Annotated in this window: 17 protein-coding genes; 7 read left to right on the plus strand and 10 right to left on the minus strand. The window is 56.0% G+C overall.

Annotated elements, in window-relative coordinates:
- Positions 1–9 precede the first annotated feature (9 nt).
- The 4 genes from CMO10_RS12710 to CMO10_RS12725 all read right to left on the minus strand — a co-directional run bounded on the left by CMO10_RS12710 (position 10) and on the right by CMO10_RS12725 (position 3,251).
- A complete protein-coding gene (locus CMO10_RS12710; protein WP_297022713.1) occupies positions 10–978 on the minus strand; it encodes an alpha/beta hydrolase family protein in 969 nt (322 codons plus the stop codon).
- 24 nt (positions 979–1,002) lie between these two features.
- Positions 1,003–1,896 (minus strand): polyprenyl synthetase family protein, encoded by an 894-nt coding sequence (locus CMO10_RS12715; protein ID WP_297022716.1) that lies wholly within the window; start codon positions 1,894–1,896, stop codon positions 1,003–1,005.
- A 31-nt stretch (positions 1,897–1,927) separates the two neighbouring features.
- Entirely contained in the window at positions 1,928–2,191 is a 264-nt protein-coding gene (locus CMO10_RS12720; protein WP_008891279.1) for an exodeoxyribonuclease VII small subunit, read from the minus strand.
- A gap of 127 nt (positions 2,192–2,318) precedes the next feature.
- Positions 2,319–3,251 carry a histone deacetylase family protein gene (locus tag CMO10_RS12725; RefSeq protein ID WP_297022719.1) on the minus strand — a complete coding sequence of 311 codons (933 nt, stop codon included), beginning with the start codon at positions 3,249–3,251 and terminating at the stop codon, positions 2,319–2,321.
- Positions 3,252–3,943: 692 nt separating this feature from the next.
- On the opposite strand from CMO10_RS12725, the gene CMO10_RS12730 reads away from it, so the two are divergent.
- A complete protein-coding gene (locus CMO10_RS12730) occupies positions 3,944–4,261 on the plus strand; it encodes an ArsR/SmtB family transcription factor (RefSeq protein WP_044828499.1) in 318 nt (105 codons plus the stop codon).
- Between the two features lie 81 nt (positions 4,262–4,342).
- Here the strand turns inward: CMO10_RS12730 and CMO10_RS12735 are convergent, their stop codons facing one another.
- The 4 genes from CMO10_RS12735 to CMO10_RS12750 all read right to left on the minus strand — a co-directional run bounded on the left by CMO10_RS12735 (position 4,343) and on the right by CMO10_RS12750 (position 8,878).
- Positions 4,343–5,173, minus strand: a complete 831-nt coding sequence (locus tag CMO10_RS12735; protein WP_297022723.1) for an EipB family protein — start codon at positions 5,171–5,173, stop codon at positions 4,343–4,345.
- Positions 5,174–5,196: 23 nt separating this feature from the next.
- The gene (locus tag CMO10_RS12740) at positions 5,197–6,135 is read right to left on the minus strand and encodes an SPOR domain-containing protein (protein ID WP_297022726.1); all 939 of its coding nucleotides are present in this window, start codon (positions 6,133–6,135) and stop codon (positions 5,197–5,199) included.
- A gap of 164 nt (positions 6,136–6,299) precedes the next feature.
- On the minus strand, positions 6,300–8,087 hold the full coding sequence (gene aspS / locus CMO10_RS12745) for an aspartate--tRNA ligase (RefSeq protein ID WP_044828496.1): 1,788 nt from the start codon (positions 8,085–8,087) through the stop codon (positions 6,300–6,302).
- 242 nt (positions 8,088–8,329) lie between these two features.
- Positions 8,330–8,878 (minus strand): SixA phosphatase family protein, encoded by a 549-nt coding sequence (locus CMO10_RS12750; protein ID WP_297022731.1) that lies wholly within the window; start codon positions 8,876–8,878, stop codon positions 8,330–8,332.
- A gap of 211 nt (positions 8,879–9,089) precedes the next feature.
- Between CMO10_RS12750 and CMO10_RS12755 the strand changes: the two genes are divergently transcribed.
- The 4 genes from CMO10_RS12755 (at position 9,090) to CMO10_RS12770 (ending at position 14,160) form a co-directional block, all read left to right on the plus strand.
- Positions 9,090–11,237 (plus strand): RNA degradosome polyphosphate kinase, encoded by a 2,148-nt coding sequence (locus CMO10_RS12755; protein WP_297022734.1) that lies wholly within the window; start codon positions 9,090–9,092, stop codon positions 11,235–11,237.
- 26 nt (positions 11,238–11,263) lie between these two features.
- Entirely contained in the window at positions 11,264–12,745 is a 1,482-nt protein-coding gene (gene ppx, locus CMO10_RS12760) for an exopolyphosphatase (protein WP_297022738.1), read from the plus strand.
- Between the two features lie 117 nt (positions 12,746–12,862).
- Positions 12,863–13,192: a hypothetical protein gene (locus tag CMO10_RS12765; protein WP_297022741.1), complete on the plus strand. Its 330-nt coding sequence runs from the start codon at positions 12,863–12,865 to the stop codon at positions 13,190–13,192.
- Positions 13,189–14,160 carry a DUF1835 domain-containing protein gene (locus CMO10_RS12770; RefSeq protein ID WP_297022743.1) on the plus strand — a complete coding sequence of 324 codons (972 nt, stop codon included), beginning with the start codon at positions 13,189–13,191 and terminating at the stop codon, positions 14,158–14,160. The genes CMO10_RS12765 and CMO10_RS12770 overlap by 4 nt, the downstream gene beginning before the upstream one ends.
- A gap of 11 nt (positions 14,161–14,171) precedes the next feature.
- Here the strand turns inward: CMO10_RS12770 and CMO10_RS12775 are convergent, their stop codons facing one another.
- Complete coding sequence (locus tag CMO10_RS12775) at positions 14,172–15,092, minus strand: LysR family transcriptional regulator (protein ID WP_297022746.1); 921 nt, start codon at positions 15,090–15,092, stop codon at positions 14,172–14,174.
- A 101-nt stretch (positions 15,093–15,193) separates the two neighbouring features.
- On the opposite strand from CMO10_RS12775, the gene CMO10_RS12780 reads away from it, so the two are divergent.
- Together CMO10_RS12780 and CMO10_RS12785 are read left to right on the plus strand one after the other, a co-directional pair.
- The gene (locus CMO10_RS12780; protein ID WP_297022749.1) at positions 15,194–16,057 is read left to right on the plus strand and encodes an SDR family oxidoreductase; all 864 of its coding nucleotides are present in this window, start codon (positions 15,194–15,196) and stop codon (positions 16,055–16,057) included.
- On the plus strand, positions 16,054–16,509 hold the full coding sequence (locus CMO10_RS12785; RefSeq protein ID WP_297022752.1) for a nuclear transport factor 2 family protein: 456 nt from the start codon (positions 16,054–16,056) through the stop codon (positions 16,507–16,509). Before CMO10_RS12780 ends, CMO10_RS12785 begins: the two co-directional genes overlap by 4 nt.
- A 104-nt stretch (positions 16,510–16,613) precedes the next feature.
- Here CMO10_RS12785 and CMO10_RS12790 read toward each other — a convergent pair whose 3' ends face one another.
- Positions 16,614–17,999, minus strand: a complete 1,386-nt coding sequence (locus tag CMO10_RS12790) for an autotransporter outer membrane beta-barrel domain-containing protein (protein ID WP_297022755.1) — start codon at positions 17,997–17,999, stop codon at positions 16,614–16,616.
- Positions 18,000–18,495: the final 496 nt, after the last annotated feature.

An 18,495-nucleotide genomic window follows, 5' to 3' on the forward strand; every position in this document is an offset into this window, starting at 1 on the left:
TCGACCGAATTAGCGACCCTGAATTTCACCTGATTTTACACGCTCAAGGAACCTGTGGATCACTTGCTCCACCGTGCGGTGAATGGTGTCGCGATCCTGACCGAAATCCCGGCACAAATAGCCGAAGTTCTCGGCAATATATGGGGTGCATTTCGGCAAGAAGGAATAGTGCCCCGCCCCCTTGACCTTCACGAACTTCGCCCGCCCGCGCAAAAGATTGCGAAAGTGTGCAGCGTTAACATGGTCATGCAGGATTTCATCAGTATCGGCCTCGACAAACAGCATCGGGACATCAATATCGCCAAGCCCTTCGTCGGTTGCGGCAACCCCGAAGGCTGGCGTAATCGCGATGATGGCAGCAATACGGTCATCGCGCTCAGACACAACCGGCCCACCATAGACATTATGCAGGCGATCAATGTGATCGTCGCTTGGTGCGTGCTGGCAAATCACACGATCACTCTCGGCATTGATTTCGCAGTAATTCTGCCAGGCCAGGGCATCAAAATCCCATCCGGCCAGTTTCAGGACGGTCGCCCCACCGGCCGAATGACCCAAGGCATAGATTTTATCGGGGTCAATCTGTGGTCCGATCTCGTCATGCGCCAACAGCAGATCAAGGGCCAGACGCATTTCCTGCGGGCGGCGCTCGATAATCGCCAATTGCCGGGCCTCTGACGCATCAAGGTAATTGTCGCCATGATGCTGCGGGGCCGCGACGATATAGCCCCGGCGCGCCAGATATTCCGCCAACCAGAACTGATTGAACCGATGCCCTTCCGAGCCATGTGAAAACAGCACCAGCGGAAACGGACCATCATCCGCAAAATCCGCCCCGCGCGCCGCACTGGATGCCACGCCCATATGCCGCACCGAGCTTTCCGGGTCTGTAGCCGGATACCAGATCGCAAGCGGAAACGGATCCTTGTCAAACAGCCGATCGCGAAAACCGGCTGTATATGGGGGATGATCACTCATGCAGAACTCGTAAAACGCAGCCGATTAACGACCGCGTTCAACGACAAAACGCGCCACAGCACGAAGCGGCTCTGCCTCGCCGTCAAAGCAGTTCAAATGGTTGATGGCCTGATCGCACAGCATGCGGGCCTGTTCGCGGGCCTGCTCAAGGCCCAGCAGCTTCACGAAGGTCGATTTTTCCTGATCGGCATCCTTGCCAGCCGTCTTTCCGAGCTCTTCGCTGCTTGCTTCGACATCAAGGATGTCATCCTTGATCTGGAAGGCCAGCCCCATGTCATGGGCATAGGACCGCAGGGCCAGACGAATGCTTTTGGGGGCCTTGCCAAGGATCGCACCGGCTTCGCAGGCGAAGGCAAACATCCGCCCGGTTTTAAGCAAATGAAGATGCGTGACCTGTGCCTGATCAAAACTCTGCCCTTCACCGGCCAGATCAATCATCTGGCCCCCGACCATGCCATACGGGCCTGCCGCACGGGCAAGCGCACGGACAAGATCGGTGCAAACGCGCGGATCGGGATGGGTATCCTCATCAGCCAGCACTTCAAACGCCTGAGTCAGAAGCGCATCACCGGCCAGGATCGCGGTCGCCTCGTCAAACTGCTTGTGACAGCTGGGCTTGCCGCGACGCAGATCATCATCATCCATCGCCGGCAGGTCATCATGGATCAGCGAATAGCTGTGCACCATCTCGACTGCTGCCGCAACGCGCAGTGCCGAGCGACGTGAAACCTTGAACAAACCGGCCGAGCTCAGCACCAGAAACGGGCGCAAACGTTTGCCGTCACCCAGCGTGGAATAACGCATCGCCTGATACAGGCGCTGTTCAATCTGGCCATTGGCACGGGGCAGAATCCCGTCAAGCGTCTCGCCCAGATCAGCAGACGCCGCACTCAGTCCGGCAAGCAAGTCGTAACTCACGACGGTCTCCGAAAGTTAGGGGGCAATCGCCCTATTCAATTTCAGTCGGGGTTGCCGACGGGCGGCCATCCGCATTCAGGGTGATTTTTTCAATGCGCTCTTCGGCAGCGCGCAGCTTGTCCGCGCAATGGCGCTTAAGTGCCGCACCGCGTTCATAGGACGCAATGGCATCATCAAGGCCGACCTGCCCCTGTTCAAGCTGACGCACAAGGGTCTCAAGCTGCCCAAGCGCCTCTTCGAAACTCAGTTTCGCGATATCTTCAGGAAGTGCGGGAGATGCAGTAGCCTCGGACATGTATGCTCCATTTCTTTGATCGGCGCGGAGTTTACGCGCAAGTCTCGATCAGGGCAACCGGACAGAACGCAATTTCGTCTGACTGAAACGCTTTTGACAGGCACAGGTCGCACCCGCTGTGCGGCGCTTAATGCGCGCCCATCAATGTCCGGACATGCTGCACGGCACTGCTGGCAAGCGACGGCAGATCATAGCCCCCTTCAAGCAGCGACACGACACGCCCGCCGCATTGTTCCTCGGCAAGGTTCATCAACTGCTTGGTCATCCAGACAAAGTCATTCGTCTCAAAGCACAACCCGGCCAACGGATCATTCTTGTGGGCATCAAAGCCCGCCGAAATGATCAGAAGTTCCGGCTTGAACGCAGCAATACCGGGCAGCACGGTTGAATTGAAGGCTTCCTGAAGCTCGACCGTGCCCGATCCGGCCGGAAGGCCGACATTGAGGATATTGTTCGCACAGCCGCGCTCGGTCTCTGCCCCGGTGCCGGGATAAAGCGGCCATTGATGCGTGGAGCAATAAAACAGGTCCGCATCGTTATAAAACAGGTCCTGCGTGCCATTACCGTGATGGACATCGAAATCCATCACCGCCACGCGTTTGATGCCAAATTTCTTGCGCGCATGGTGGGCCGCGATCGCCGCATTGTTAAACAGGCAAAAGCCCATCGCACGGTCATATTCCGCGTGATGGCCCGGCGGTCTGGTGGCAACAAAGGCGTTCTTTTCATGCCCTTCCATCACGGCATCAACCGCGATACATGCCCCACCGGCAGCACGCAGGGCCGCCTTGCCCGATCCGGGCGAAACATAAGTATCGCCATCAAGCGACACGATGCCTTCAGCCGGGACGGTTGCCATCACCTTGTCGACATAAGCCGGGTCATGAACGGCCTTGATCAGATCAAGATCGGCCAGCGGCGCTTCTTCGCGGTGCAGGAACATGAATTCCTCGGCCTCGAACACACGCTGAACAACGCGCAGTCGGTCGGCACATTCCGGATGTCCGGGGCCGGTATCATGATCAATGCAATCGTGGTGGGACACGAACAAAGTCGCCATTTTTCTGGATCGCCTTCCTGAAAGGTCAAACACGGGTCAGCCCCGGGCCTAAGTCCGGAACCCGGGATCGCGTTAACCGCGTCCCTTTTTTTATGTCCTTCTTGGATCGTTCTAGCGCAAATCGATGTGCTTTTCTTTGTTCTAAATCAGCATATCAAAGCGCATTTGCGCAAGCTCTTTGGCCTTCGACAAAAGCATCATCCCGCGTACCGCAATTTACTACCATTACTTTCACAGTTTTGCCGTTTTCTCGGGTTTGTATATACTCACATCAAATGCGAGTCCGGACGAGCAACCGGACCCTCATTTGAACAGGAGCCGATCCTTACGGGCAGATCATATGACGCAAATGTGTTGTGCGATATCGCCCCGAAGGGTTCATAATCGAGATCGTCAGAGAAAAATCTGATGCATGGAAGAGCGTTCGACAAGCCGGTTTTCCGGTAAAAACCGCACCAACAGCAGGGACATACGAGTAAACACTCTCTTGACAGATTTGTAATATACTTGAGAATAAGTTTACCGACTAATCCTTGTGGTTTGTTGGTGGCAGAGGTCACAATCCTTTCGGTAGCGATACCGATGTGACTTCACGTCAGCTGGATACACGCCACCTGATGGCTCCGACTGGCGCATTGTCGAATTTTCGTTGGGACAATGGCCGCTTGCGGTCAGGCTTATAAGGAAGCCAAATGGAACTTAACAACCTAGAAGAAAAGGCCGAACAGGCGAGCACCCTGTTAAAGGCCATGAGCAATCAGAGCAGACTGCTTATCCTTTGCCAACTTAATGAAGGCGAAAAGTCGGTTGGCGAACTCGAACGTATTGTCGGGCTAAGCCAGTCCGCCCTCTCGCAGCATCTTGCACGCCTGCGTCGCGACAAGCTCGTACAGACTCGCCGCGAAGCACAGACCATCTACTATTCGCTGAATGGTGATGATGCTCTGCGCGTGATCGAGACCCTCTACGGACTTTATTGCAATGCCTCGCGCAAGTCCGTTGCTGCGTAAAACATCCGGGCAATCCCCACTAAAAAAGCCTGCCTTTTTTAGGCAGGCTTTTTTATGTCTGAAATCTGCGATGGCTTGCTTTTACTGCGGTCCGCATTCCGGCAGCGGCAGGCGACTGACCTTATCAAGTGTTCCCAACACTTCGAACTCGCCGTAATCAAAGCGCATGCCGTGCGCGATGCCGTTCTCGGCAAAATCCACCGCCATCTCGGTAGACGGTCCGTTTTCAGCAGCGCCTAGCGGATAGAACGCAAGGTTCATGCGATGAAATACGCCGCTTGCAATATCATCGGGGTCTTCGGCGTCATTATCGGCATCCTTGCGGCCCGATATCACAACTGCGACGCGGTTGGTCGGGGCATCGCCGCTGCCATCAAACACCAGATCATTGGCGAACCGCTCACCATCCTGCGCACGTTTCAGCAGCATCAATGAATGCTGGGTCGGGAACAGGGCATCGGCCGGAAGTTCTTCTTCGACCTCGACCGGAATTTCATAGGTCACCTTGACCATGCCGTCATCGCGGATCGCCTTGCCAACCACTTCATCGACCTTGGTGCCATCAAGATAATCGCGCATGCGGAAACGGTATTCCGTGCCGGCGAAGTCTTCCCACTGGGTCATGGAATAGGCCGAATTGATCGCCGTACCTTCGCTGCCTTGCAAGATCATGATCTGCTGCATTTCCGTGACCCAGCCATCGCACATCTTTTCAAAACGATAGCCAAGCACACCGGATGCATCCACGATCGAGCTGCCCTGCTCCGCATGGGTCATCTTGAAATGATACTCCGCGACATGCGGCACGATGGCATCTTCAATGCCACTCACATTCCCCGCCTGCGCGGCACAGCCACCAAGGCCCAAACAAAAGATCAGCGCTCCTTTAAAGGAACGCTGACGTTGCTTCATCTCTGAAAATAATCCAGACAACATCACTCTCCGGTGGCGGTAACTCCGACAATCCAGGGATTTTCAATCCCCTTTTTGGCAGCAAGAAGGCGCAAATCATGTGCATGCTCTGCCGAAAGCGGCCCGACCGCAACCCGAAGATAAGGTTTCCCCTTAACTTCAGCATTCAAAAGGCGCGGCTGGTATTCCGCATAGATGCCAAGTGCCTTTTGCGCACGGGCTTCATCAGCAAAGCTTGCCAATACCACATAATCACCCGGCAGCGGCGCGGCGAGATCATCACCGGCAAGCGCTTCGCCATCAAGGGCGGCGTCAACAGGCGCCGCAATCGCATCAACCCCGTCTTCCATGGTGGTCGGGTCGACCAATGCGGCGGTCATGGTTTCCTTTGGTGCTTCGACCTCGGCCAACGGCTCGTCACTGACATAACCTGCAACGGCGGCATCGGCTTCGACCTGCGGATCAATCGGCCCCAGATCACCCGTTGCGACCGGCAGATCTTCCACTTCGATCTGATCACGGGCAGATGCCACCTCAACCGGCTCAGCATCAGCAATATTCTTTTTCGGGGTCAGCGGCGGCAGGTTGGTCGTAACAATCGCGTTGGAGCGCATGGCACTTGTGCTGGGTTCTGACCAATCTTCTGCCGGGGCATTCACCGCATAGATTTCCGGGCGGGCTGCGCGGATTTCTTCTTTGATTTCAGGCTCGCCCATCACGGCAAGGGCTGCGGCCTCTTCGGCCAGGACAGTCTCTTCGTCCTTGCAGATGTCTTGCTCGAACAACGGGCGATGCAATGCGCAATCCTGTTCAGCAACAAACGATACGGCATGGTCGGTCGTGCTTTTGCCCGTCGACACATAGCTGATCAAATCACCGGCCAGCTTGGCCACGGTCAGCTCAATCGGACCACCGCACGCGCTAAGCGCCAAAGGCGCTGCCACCACAAGTATCTTTCTCAACAGGCCATCCCCCGAAGGATCAAATGTTCTTTTCCCCGGCTACAGTGGCCCAAAGCCCGTTAATATCAGGTAACGATCAGCAATCAAATGGCGTCAAAAACAAAACGGCCCGGAAATTTCCGGGCCGTTTGATCATTCTATGATTTGGGTTCACCCAAAACACATCAGTCTTTTTTCGCCTTCGGAGGCAGCTGCACACGCAGATGAAGTTCTTTCAGCTGCTTGTCTTCGACTTCTGCCGGGGCATTCATCATCAGATCCTGTGCCTGCTGGTTCAGCGGGAAGGCAATGACTTCACGAATGTTCGGCTCGTCTGCCAGCAGCATGACGATACGGTCAACACCCGGGGCCGAACCACCGTGCGGCGGGGCGCCGTATTTGAATGCGTTAAGCATGCCGCCAAACTGTTCTTCGACAACGTCCTTGCCATAGCCGGCAATTTCGAACGCGCGATACATGATGTCCGGGCGATGGTTACGAATGGCACCCGACGACAGCTCGATACCGTTACAAACGATGTCATACTGCCACGCCTTGATATCAAGCGGGTTCATGCTTTCCAGCGCCTCAAGACCGCCCTGCGGCATCGAGAACGGGTTGTGGCTGAATTCGATCTTGCCGTCGTCATCTTCCTCATACATCGGGAAATCAACGATCCAGCAGAACTTGAACATGCCTTCTTCGCGCAGTTCCAGTTCGTCACAAACCTTGTCACGGACTTTACCGGCGAACTTGGCTGCTGCCAGTTCCTTGTCACAGGCAAAGAAGACCGCATCGCCATTGGCAACGCCGGTGATTTCCTTGATCTGTGCGATGCGATCGGCATCAAGGTTCTTGGCAATCGGGCCTTTTGCCTCGCCGTCTTCGCCGTAAACGATGTAACCAAGGCCAGCTGCACCTTCATCGCGTGCCCAGTTGTTCAGCTTGTCAAAGAAGCTGCGCGGGCGCGATGCGGCACCGGTTGCCGGGATCGCACGAACGACCGAACCTTTTTCGATGTTCGATGCAAAGATGCCAAAGCTCGACCCACGGAACGGCTCGGTGACGTCGGAAATGATCAGCGGGTTACGCAGGTCCGGTTTGTCTGATCCGTATTTCGCCATCGACTCATCGAACGGAATGCGCGGGAACGGATACGGGGTCACATCACGACCACCGCCGAACTCGACAAAGATGTCATGCAGAACCGGCTCGATCGCGGCAAACACGTCTTCCTGGGTGGCAAAGGCCATCTCGAAGTCGAGCTGATAGAACTCACCCGGCGAACGGTCGGCACGGGCATCTTCATCGCGGAAGCACGGTGCGATCTGGAAGTATTTGTCAAAGCCCGAAACCATCAGCAGCTGTTTGAACTGCTGCGGTGCCTGCGGCAGGGCATAGAACTTGCCCGGATGCATACGCGACGGCACCAGGAAGTCACGTGCACCTTCCGGCGAGCTTGCGGTCAGGATCGGCGTCTGGATTTCAAGGAAGCCCTGTGCCGTCATTTTCTGACGCATGGCCGAGATGACCTTGGAACGCAGAACGATGTTCGAATGCACGCTTTCACGACGCAGGTCGAGATAACGGTGACGCAGGCGAACTTCCTCGCCGTATTCGACATCGCCAAATACCGGCATCGGCAGAACTTCGGCCGAAGACTGAACTTCGATGTTCGAAGCATAAACTTCGATTTCACCGGTCGGAAGATTCGGGTTGATGGTCTCAGCCGTACGTTTGACAACCTTGCCATCGACCGTGATCACGCTTTCGGCGCGCGCTTTATCAAGCGTTTCGAACAGCGGGCTCGAAATGTCGATCACGACCTGGGTGATGCCGTAATGGTCGCGCAGGTCAACGAACAGAAGGTTGCCGTGGTCACGTTTACGGTGAATCCAGCCAGACAGGCGAACTTCCGCGTCGGCGTCAGTCGCGCGCAGCGCATTACAATTGTGTGAGCGAAAAGGATGCATTGTCATTCCAGGTTGCTTTATATTTCGGGCCGCAAATTTGGCCGCAAAGGTGCATGCCAGACCCGCGCTGTCAAACAAAAAACGCACCACAACACGTGCGCCACGGTACGATCCACAGCGCTTATGTGTGATGTTTCCCTGCCCGATTGGCACGGCATCTCAAAATTTCAGCGGTATAAAACGCGGACATGCTGCCTTCGTCAAGTGCCAGTAATGCAGATCAGTCAACGCAGATCAGCAATTCATTGGGTGATTGGCTCTGCACTGATCTTGACCGCCTGAAGATCCTTGACCTTGATAAAGTCGATCAGCCGACCGGCCCCCGGTGCGATTTCGCCCCAGTGATCGACATCGAATTCATAATGCGCCAGACCACAGGTCGGATATTTCCGCGCCATGTTTTCCCGCGCGTCTTCGTTGCCTGCACCAAAAAGCGACTGGGCAAATACCTCGATCCCGGGATTATGGCCGACAAACATCACATGCTTGGCGTCTTCATGGGTGTGATGCAGGTTTTCAAGAAGCACCCGCTCGCTCGCCATATAAAGATCTTCGTTGTAGATCACATCCGCATCGGTTGCGAAATCGCGCCCCAGAAGGCCAAGGGTCTGCACCGCGCGTGCCGCCGTCGAACACCAGATCAGATCAGGCACGAGTTCATGCTGACGCAAATAGCGCCCCATAAACGGGGCTGCCTTTTCACCACGACGGTTCAGTTCCCGGTCATGGTCGGCGCGACCCGGGTCCGCCCAGCTTGATTTGGCATGCCGAAGCAACAACAGCGTTTTCATGTCTTCGTTTCTCTAGGGTGACCTAGTAGGCGCAAATGATGATCAAACGGTGTTCCTGCATGCCATATCGCGGGCTTGGATGCCATCAGAAAAACTGACATATAAATTTAAGAAAATTGCACCCACCCAAGCAGTTATCCTATACTCCATTTGCAACCGGGCACTGTCGCATAAATTCAAAGACGGTCCCTCAATCCGCAGGAGGCATAGCGTGACACACGCCGCTGCAGTTCAGTCAAGCGCGATCACCATTGATTCGGAAAGCCGCTTTATTAACCGCGAATTATCGTGGCTGGCATTCAACAATCGCGTTCTTGAGGAAGCCCAGAACAAGGGCCACCCGCTGCTTGAAAGACTGCGTTTCCTGTCGATTTCAGCCAGCAACCTTGATGAATTTTACATGGTGCGTGTCGCCGGCCTCGTTGGTCAGGTCCGTGCCGGCATGACCAAGGTCAGTCAGGATGGCATGAGCCCGTCCGAACAGCTGCGCGCCATTACCTTCGATGCCAACCAGTTGATGCAGGATCAGCAACGCGTCTGGCGTCAGCTCAGCAGCGAGATGGAAAAACAGGGCATCTCGGTCATTGATAAGACCGACCTGACCCAGACGGACCGCAAATGGCTTGATGGCTATTTCATGCGCGAAATCTTCCCGACGCTGACCCCGCTTGCCATTGATCCGTCGCACCCCTTCCCGTTCATTCCGAACCTTGGCTTTGCCATCGTGATGCAGCTGTTTGATCCGGCTGACGGGCACAATATGCGCGGGCTGATCCCGGTGCCGCAGAAGATCGGCCGTTTCCTGCGCCTGCCGGGCCGAACTGAGCGCTATCTTCCGGTCGAACAGGCGATCTTGCTTTATCTTGGCAAGCTGTTCCCGGGCTTTGACATGATCGAACACGGTTTCTTCCGCGTCATTCGTGACTCGGATGTGGAAATCGAAGAAGAAGCCGAAGACTTGGTGCGCGTCTTCAAAACCGCCCTGAAACGTCGTCGCCGTGGCAGCATCATCCGCCTCAAGGTCAATGCGGCGATGCCCGAAGACATGCTTGATTTCGTCATTGATGAACTTGATGTCGCACTCGAAGAAGTCGTCAAGGTCGATGGCCTTTTGGGCGTTGTCGATGTCAAACAGCTGATCGACTCTGATCTGCATCATGACCTGCTGTTTTCGCCCTATGCGGCGCGCTATCCGGAACGGGTACGCGACTTTGGCGGCGATTGCTTTGCTGCGATCAGCAAAAAGGATCTGGTCGTCCATCACCCGTTCGAAGATTTCGATGTGGTGGTCCAGTTCCTTTTGCAGGCCGCACGTGACCCCGATGTCGTCACCATCAAACAGACGCTCTATCGCACATCGGAAAACAGCCCGATCGTCAAGGCGCTGATTGCCGCTGCCGAGGCCGGAAAATCCGTCACCGCCATGGTCGAGCTCAAGGCGCGCTTTGACGAAGAAGCCAACCTGCGTTGGGCGGCCGATCTTGAACGTGCCGGGTGTCAGGTGGTCTATGGCTTCCTCGATTGGAAAACGCATGCCAAGATCTCGCTGGTGGTCCGCCGTGAAACCCACGGCCTTCGGACCTATACCCACTTCGGGACGGGCAACTATCACCCGATCACGGCGAAGTTCTATACCGACATCTCGTTCTTCTCCTGCGATCCGGCATTGGGCCGTGATGCAGCCAATATCTTTAACTTCATGACGGGTTATGCCACGCCGCGTTCTTTGGAAAAAATCGCGATTGCGCCGCATACCCTGCGCCCGACGCTTTTGACCCACATCGATCAGGAAATCGAGAACTGCAAGGCTGGCAAGCCGTGCGGTATCTGGGCCAAGATGAACAGTCTGGTCGACCCGGTGGTGATTGATGCGCTTTATCGTGCAAGCCAGGCCGGTGTTCATGTCGAACTGGTGGTACGTGGCATTTGCTGTCTGCGTCCGGGTGTGCCGGGGCTTTCGGAAAATATCCGCGTCAAATCGATTGTCGGCCGCTTCCTTGAACATTCGCGCATCGTGGTCTTTGCCAACGGTGCAAAGCTTCCGTCGCGCAAGGCCAAGGCGTTTATTTCCTCGGCCGACTGGATGCCGCGTAACCTTAACCGCCGCGTTGAAACGCTGGTCCCGGTTGAAAATCCGACCTGTCAGCAACAGATTGTTGAACAGATCATGATTGCCAACCTCAAGGATACCGCACAGGCATGGCATCTGCAGGCAGACGGTTCCTATGAACGCTGCGAGGCAGATGAAAACGCATTCTCGTCGCACAAATATTTCATGACCAATCCGTCACTTTCCGGTCGCGGAAGTGCGCTGGATCAAGCCGACCCGAATGTTCCCGTGCTAGAGCTTGATGACTAAAGACGACCAACAGGTGCCAACACCCTATGCTGACTGACCAACGGGCTTCCAACCGCATCGCGATCATAGATGTTGGCTCCAACTCTGTGCGGCTTGTCATTTTTGATGGCATGACCCGCGCACCCATGCCGATCTTCAATGAAAAGGTCATGTGCGGCCTTGGCCGCGATCCCGACAATACCGGCCGGCTCAACCCCGAGGGGGTCGAGCTTGCCGTTGTCGCCATGCACCGCTTCTCCACCCTTCTGCGTGCGATGAAGGTCACCCATGTCGATGTACTGGCAACTGCCGCTGTGCGGGCTGCCACCGACGGCAAGGAATTCTGTGATCGTGTGGCATCGGAAACCGGGCTTACGGTCAAGGTCATTGATGGCCTTGAAGAAGCCCGCCTGTCCGCCCTTGGCATCATATCGGGCGATCCGATGGCATCGGGCATCATGGGCGATATCGGTGGCGGATCGCTTGAACTGGTCCTGCTTGATAAGGGCGAGATCAAAAAACGCGTCAGCCTGCCTTTGGGGGCAATGCGCCTGCATACGGTATTTGGGTCTGATCGGGCCCGCCTGACGGCCGAGATCAATCAACACCTTGATACCGTTGACTGGCTGTCGGAGGGCAAAGGACAGCAGCTTTATGCGGTTGGCGGCTCCTGGCGCTCCATCGCCAAGCTGTTTATCGCCCAGGAAAACTATCCGATTTCGGTGGTGCATAACCTTGCCATGCCCCAGTCGGAAATGGCCGAACTCACCCATATCATCTCGCAGCAAAGCCGCGTGTCGCTTGAAAAGATCGGCGGGGGTTCAAAACGCCGCATCGACAGCCTGCCGCATGCATCGCTTGTCATGAACATGCTGATGACCCGCATGAAGCCAAGCGAGGTCGTCTTTTCCGGCCATGGCCTGCGTGAAGGCTGGATGTATGAAGTTCTGCCCGAAGATCTGCGCCAACGCGATCCGGTGCTTGAAGCCTGCTTCAGCTTTGCCGAGGACGGCGAACGTTTCCATCAGCACGGCGAAGAAGTCGCCCAATGGTGTGCGCCGATCTTCTCCGAACTGCCGGTCAATATCGAACGCCTGCGTTTGGCCGCCTGCATCATTGGCGATATCGGCTGGAACGAGCATCCCGATTACCGTGCGATCCAAAGCTACCACCGCATTTTGCGCCACCCCTATATCGACCTTAATCACCATGACCGGGTGTTCCTCGCCTACACCATTGGTTCGCGCTATACCGGCAATTTCAAGGGCGACGAGGCAAGCGACCGTATCCTGAGCGACGATGACCGCCTCACAGGCCGCCTGTTTGGCCACGTCATTCGCTTGGGGCACACCCTGTCTGGCGGGGTTGAGGGCATCCTGCCGCGAACACAACTGCTGCTCGAAGAAGGCAAACTGATCTTGCAATTCGAAAAGCAGGCCGCAGCCCTTTACGGCGAAGTCGTTGAACAGCGTCTTTCGAAACTGGCCAAACTGATGAACCGCGAAAGTGTCGTCCGATTGGCCGAATAAGCCACGCGAAGGGGCTTAATGCCACCGGCACCCCACACTCCAAGCGCGCATTTCATTGACGCGACACACCAAAACCGTCACGATTACGGCCCCTTTCCTGATCAGGAGTGCCGTGTCGTGACCGATACCAAGCAACCATCCGATCACCATCCGCACGACATCGTCGCGACACTGGCAAACATGTCTTTTCAGACACTTTGTCAGGAAATCACTGTTCTGCCCGACGACGATGACGGCATCGACAAACTGCGCGCCGCCGCAAGCGATGAAGAGAAATCATTGATTGATCTTCTGATCGCGCTTCGGGGAAGCAGACTGGGCGAAATCGCGCCGCTATTTGCCAATGCCGGCGATGATACAACTGACGCAAAAATCACCTCAAGCGATGTGCCCGATAACATGCTTTCACTGCTAACCGCACTCAAGGCCGTCAAAGGCGTACAATGAAACCGCTCGACACCAAAACCACCCTGCATCTGCGCTGCGGATCCGATATTCGTGAAACGCTAAAGACAGCCGGTTTCATCGGCGAGTTCCTTGAATTCTCCGATCCGTTCTGTCAGGGACCGGTGCCCGACCGGCCACGCGATGCCTTCATTGAAACCCGCGCCGCCTTCATCTCGGGCTCTTTTGACCTTCCCGACCAAGACGCGCTCGCGCGATTGCGCGGCGAATATGATGCCCTGGATCGCCTTGGCAGTTATGACCATGTCGTGCTGTGGTTTGAACATGACAGCTACGATCAGCTTATTCTGGCCTTCCTGATGGACGCCATCGCCACCATCCAGCCCGAAACCGAGATTGACATTATATCGGTCAACCAGTCACCAGAGTTTGAACCCATCGACCGCTTCATCGGCCTCGGCCAACTCTCACCCAATGGGCTGATCTGGTGCTGGGAAAACCACCGCACACCGCTCAATAGCGACATGCTGACATTCGGGGCAAAGGTCTGGAAGGCACTTCGCCAAGACGATCCCACCGACCTCAAGGCACTTGCGGAAACAGAAAACGCGCCCCTGCCCCATATGCCAGCGGCCCTCAAACGCCACCTCGCCGAACTGCCCGATGCCAAAACCGGCCTTGGCCTGACCCAAAGCCTGACCCTGCAAATCATCAGTGATTTGGGCCCAATGCCACTTGGCAAAGTCTTCGGCCATTTGATGCGCAGCTACGACCCGCTCCCCTATCTCGGGGATCTGATGTTCTGGTCCGAAGTCCAATGGATGATGAATTGCAAGGACCCGCTCTTCACCCTGTCCCCACCAGAACCCGACACCAACTGGTCGACACGCACCACAACCCTCACCGACACCGGCCAGGAAACCCTGACCGGCACCCGCAATTTCCTCGACACCTTCACCGGCACCCGTTGGGTCGGCGGTGTTCGGATCAGTCCGTCACATATGGATTAAAAGTCGAGCCCCTACACCTCGCCCAACCCGCGCGACACCCGGAAAATCTCGCCGCGCAGCCACTTGTGCGCGGCGTTGGCGGCGTTGCGGACGTGCCAGTATTGGGCAAAGCCGTATTCCGGAAAGTCCAATGGCAGATCAAACTCGCCAAAGCCCTGCATCATCGAGCCTGACAGGCGTGATGGCAGGGTGGCGATGATGTCCGTGCCGCGGATCAGGTTGGCAACGCTTGCAAAGGTCGGCACCTGAAGCGCTGTACGTCTTGATCGGCCAAGCCCGCGCAGGATGTCGTCAATTTGCGAGCTGTCATTGGCCCCGATCATCACGCGTGCGTGGCTGGCTGCACAATAGCGGTCAAGCGTATCGGGCGGATGATCATGAAATGCCGGGTCATAAAAGCACCGCATCCGTTCACCAAACAGGCCTTGGCGGGCAATATCACCATGCTTGCCTGCGTGATCGATACTGATCGCGTGATCAATCGTACCATCGCGCAGCCATCTGACAGTCCTGTCCACACCCGGCACCGACAGAACCTTGAGCCGCACGTCGGCCGCACAATTCTGCAGCCGCTTCATCAGCCCAGGCAGGACCACCGCCACCTCATAGTCATTGGCCCCAATCACAAAATGTGCAGAGTGATCGGCATTATCCGGATCAAACGCAACCACACGGGTCAGGCTTCGCATCCCTTGCAAAAGCATGCGGACCTGCGGCGCGATTTCATCGGCATGGGCCGTTGGTGCAATGGATCGGCCTGATCGCACGAATAGCGGATCGCCAATAATCTGGCGCAACCGATCCAGCCCGTGGCTGACCGTGGGTTGCCCGATGTCAAGGCGGTGTGCAGCTGCCGTCACCGATCCCTCGTCATAGATCGTCAGAAACAGCCGAAGCAGGCGATAATCAAGATCCAAATCATCGATATTCATGCATATGTATTATCATACTCATCGAATTGATCATATGCATTACTCGGCCCAGATTCCTCCCATGAACAGGCAGTGCCTGAACCCTTATCGGAGAAACTGACATGACCGTATTGATCACTGGCGCCACCGGCCAACTCGGAAGCCTTGTTGTCAAACACCTGCTGGATCGCATCCCGGCAAATGATATCGCCGTAAGTGTCCGAAGCCCTGAAAAGGCCGCCGATCTTGCCGCCAAGGGCATTGATGTCCGTCTGGGCGATTTCAATGACCTTGCCCTGATGACCAATGCGTTCAAGGGTATTGATACCGCGCTGATCATCTCGGCCGAGGATGACAACGCCAAGCGCATCGCGCAGCACCGCACAGCCGTCGATGCCGCCAAGGCCGCAGGCGTCAAACACATCGTCTATACCAGCATCATCGATCCCAAGGCCGACGCCGACTTCACCTATTCGGCCATTCACCTCGATACCGAAAATTACATCCGCGAAAGCGGCCTTGCCTACACCCTGCTGCGCAACAGCTTCTATGCTGACTTGCTGCTTGCCGGTGTTCCGCATGCGCTTGAAACCGGTGATTTCGGCGCCCCGGCCGGGGATGCCAAAATCACCTATATCCCGCGCAATGATCTGGCAGAGGCCGCCGCGACCGTCCTTGCCAACCCGGCAGATCATATCAACAAAACCTATGACCTGACCGGCACCAAGGGTGTCACCCATGACGAGATCGCAGGTTACATTGCCAATGCCACCGGCAAACCGGTCAAATTCGTTGACCTGCCCGCCGAAGTCCATACCGGCATCCTGAGCAGCCTGGGCCTGCCCGGCCACCTTATTGAGGCCCTTGCAGGGCTTTATGTCGGCGCAAAGAAAGGCGACTACGAAACCGTCAGCAGCGATTTCGAAACTCTGGTTGGCCGCAAGCCGCAATCTGTCGAAGACTTCGTTGCAAAGGCGCTGAAATGATCGGATCAAAACGCCATCTTCTGGCTGCCCTGCCGGTCGCTTTCTTCGCCTTCATGCCATCGCTTCACGCCGGCGAGATCGAAGACCGCAACACCGCCAACGCCGTCGCCTTCTATGAAATGGTCTTTAACGACAAGGACGTCGACGGCGCGATCACGCAATTCATCGGCGATGAATATATTCAGCATAACCCGGTCGCCCCGGACGGCATCGAAGGTTTCCGGACGGCCATTTCCGGCTGGCTGGCGGCTGATCCGTCCATCCATGCTGAAATCATCCGCACCGTCGCCGAAGACGATCTGGTCGTACTTCACGTCCGATCCACCTCGGCACAGGGCGAGCGTGCTGTGATGGATATCTTCCGCTTTGATGACAATGGCAAGGTCGTCGAACATTGGGACGTCGCCCAGCCCGTCCCGGCCGAAATGCCCCACGACAACACGATGTTCTGAGTTCTCCCCGCGTCCCGAGACCCCAACGAAAAACAGCCGCCCGTTTCCCGGGCGGCTGTTATCGTTTCCAACGCATGCAACAGGTCCGGGTTCGGCTCCGCGCGTCAGAAACGAAGTGTCATGCTGACCTCGGCACAGCTTTCGGCATTACCCGCATCGGTGATGTTATGCGCCAGTGACAACCTGCTTTGCATCGCCCCGGCGCTAAAGCCAAAGCCACCCGTCATCGATTGGTTGCCATATTCATCAACGTCACTGCCAAGGAACGGCGATACAATTCCCATCGGCTGCCCGTCAAGATCACGCAGCTCAAAGCCATAACTGATGGTACCGGCAATGGTGTATTCGGTGTAATCCGCCCGCCCGGCAAGGTAACTGCCCTCAAGCGCGGCATTCAGCCCCAAAGCACTGTCTGAAAGCCGCACCCCGCCGCCAATGTCAAACGCCGTCGTGTCATCATTCAGCTCGTCGGTGAAGTCATGCACCATCCCCGTCTCGACAAACGGCGTCACCACCAATGTGTTGAAGCTGAACTTATAAGCCACCTCGACCGACGGCCTGATTTGCCGTGTGTTTGACCGCGAACTGTCAACGAAGGTGCCATCGCTTTCGACATAACTGTCAATCGTCTTGCGCGCCGCCAGAAGCGAAACCGACGGACTAAGGGTCAGTGGCATCTCGTCATTCGGACGATAGGCATAAATCCCTTTGACCGAGGCATACCACATCGCGGATTCCGTGCTTCCGCGAACCCCGTCATTGTCGCGCGTGACATCAATATCGCCCAGCGAATAGCCCGCCTCCGTCACGATATTGAAGTTTTCAAGCGGATTGATGATCGCATAGGGTGACAGCACCCACGCACTTTCCGTGTAAGTGCCATTGTTAAACGTCGTGTTCAGATCGGTATCGGTATAACCAATCGACACCCCGGCAATGACTTTTTCCATCACCCGATAGTCCGCGCCGATGTTATAGCCCCAGACATCCCCGTCATAACGGTTATCATCGGTGCCATCATCATAGTCGTTATCGACCGAGGTAAAGGACCCCCGTCCCCAAACCGTGATCGGCGACGCATCGGCAAAGGCCGCACGGCCATCCACGCCAGAAGCACCTCCAATAGCGCCCTGATCGGTCGGACCAAGGGCCAGTGCATTTTCGCGCGCCAGATCGGCGGCAATTTCAGAACTGTCAAAGCTTGCCCGCATGGCAAGACCGCGCATCATATCGCGCGTGTCCCCATGATCATCATCGTCGTAATCGTCATCGACAACCATGCTGACTTCACCAGAAAGCTGCATCTGATGATATGGATATTCGTCCTCACGAACCGCCAACGGATCGGCAAGCCCATTGCGGACCGGATTGCCACCGACCGCCTCGGGATTGATCGTATTCACATTCGAGTTGCTGATCACTGTGGCAACCCGCGACCCGATATTTTGCTGGATGACGGTTGTCTGCGACCGCGACACGGCACTGGTCACCGCTTTCGTTGTGGTCTCCTGACTTTGACTGACCTGCCCGCCACCGGACGCGACCACACAAGTTGGCAAGATCAGAAAGTCGGCAGCGTCAGATGTCCTAATCGTTTCGCCCGTCGTCTCAATGTTGATGCCACTTTTTTGCGCCGTAAACGTGTATTCGAGGGTATCTTTATTGTTTGGCGCCGAATTGGTAATGCTTCCTGTGTCTTCTCGGGCACTATCAACATACAGCTCAATGCTGGTTGTCGCGGCAAAACCAAGATTGCTCGTCCACTCAAACCGGATGGTTTCATTCGCATCAAAGCTAAGATTATTAAACGTGAGTCTGCCAATGTTGGAAATCACCGACGGAGGTGACTGTTGTGTCGCATTGTTAAGAGCGCTACAGCCGCTCGACATTGCATAAGCAGGACTGGTCAGCGCAACCGTTCCCATCAGCCCCGCGACAACTCCGGCACCCGTACCGTATTTCAATACATTCATGATCTGTCCCCAC

Source organism: Thalassospira sp. (assembly GCF_002709775.1).
Classification (GTDB): domain Bacteria; phylum Pseudomonadota; class Alphaproteobacteria; order Rhodospirillales; family Thalassospiraceae; genus Thalassospira.

Bases quoted from the DNA above. Each gene is read 5' to 3' on its own strand.
- CMO10_RS12710 (WP_297022713.1), bottom strand. From the start codon at position 978: ATGAGTGATCATCCCCCATATACAGCCGGTTTTCGCGATCGGCTGTTT.
- CMO10_RS12720 (WP_008891279.1), bottom strand. From the start codon at position 2,191: ATGTCCGAGGCTACTGCATCTCCCGCACTTCCTGAAGATATCGCGAAA.
- CMO10_RS12725 (WP_297022719.1), bottom strand. From the start codon at position 3,251: ATGGCGACTTTGTTCGTGTCCCACCACGATTGCATTGATCATGATACC.
- CMO10_RS12730 (WP_044828499.1), top strand. From the start codon at position 3,944: ATGGAACTTAACAACCTAGAAGAAAAGGCCGAACAGGCGAGCACCCTG.
- CMO10_RS12735 (WP_297022723.1), bottom strand. From the start codon at position 5,173: ATGAAGCAACGTCAGCGTTCCTTTAAAGGAGCGCTGATCTTTTGTTTG.
- aspS (WP_044828496.1), bottom strand. From the start codon at position 8,087: ATGCATCCTTTTCGCTCACACAATTGTAATGCGCTGCGCGCGACTGAC.
- CMO10_RS12750 (WP_297022731.1), bottom strand. From the start codon at position 8,878: ATGAAAACGCTGTTGTTGCTTCGGCATGCCAAATCAAGCTGGGCGGAC.
- ppx (WP_297022738.1), top strand. From the start codon at position 11,264: ATGCTGACTGACCAACGGGCTTCCAACCGCATCGCGATCATAGATGTT.
- CMO10_RS12770 (WP_297022743.1), top strand. From the start codon at position 13,189: ATGAAACCGCTCGACACCAAAACCACCCTGCATCTGCGCTGCGGATCC.
- CMO10_RS12775 (WP_297022746.1), bottom strand. From the start codon at position 15,092: ATGAATATCGATGATTTGGATCTTGATTATCGCCTGCTTCGGCTGTTT.
- CMO10_RS12780 (WP_297022749.1), top strand. From the start codon at position 15,194: ATGACCGTATTGATCACTGGCGCCACCGGCCAACTCGGAAGCCTTGTT.
- CMO10_RS12785 (WP_297022752.1), top strand. From the start codon at position 16,054: ATGATCGGATCAAAACGCCATCTTCTGGCTGCCCTGCCGGTCGCTTTC.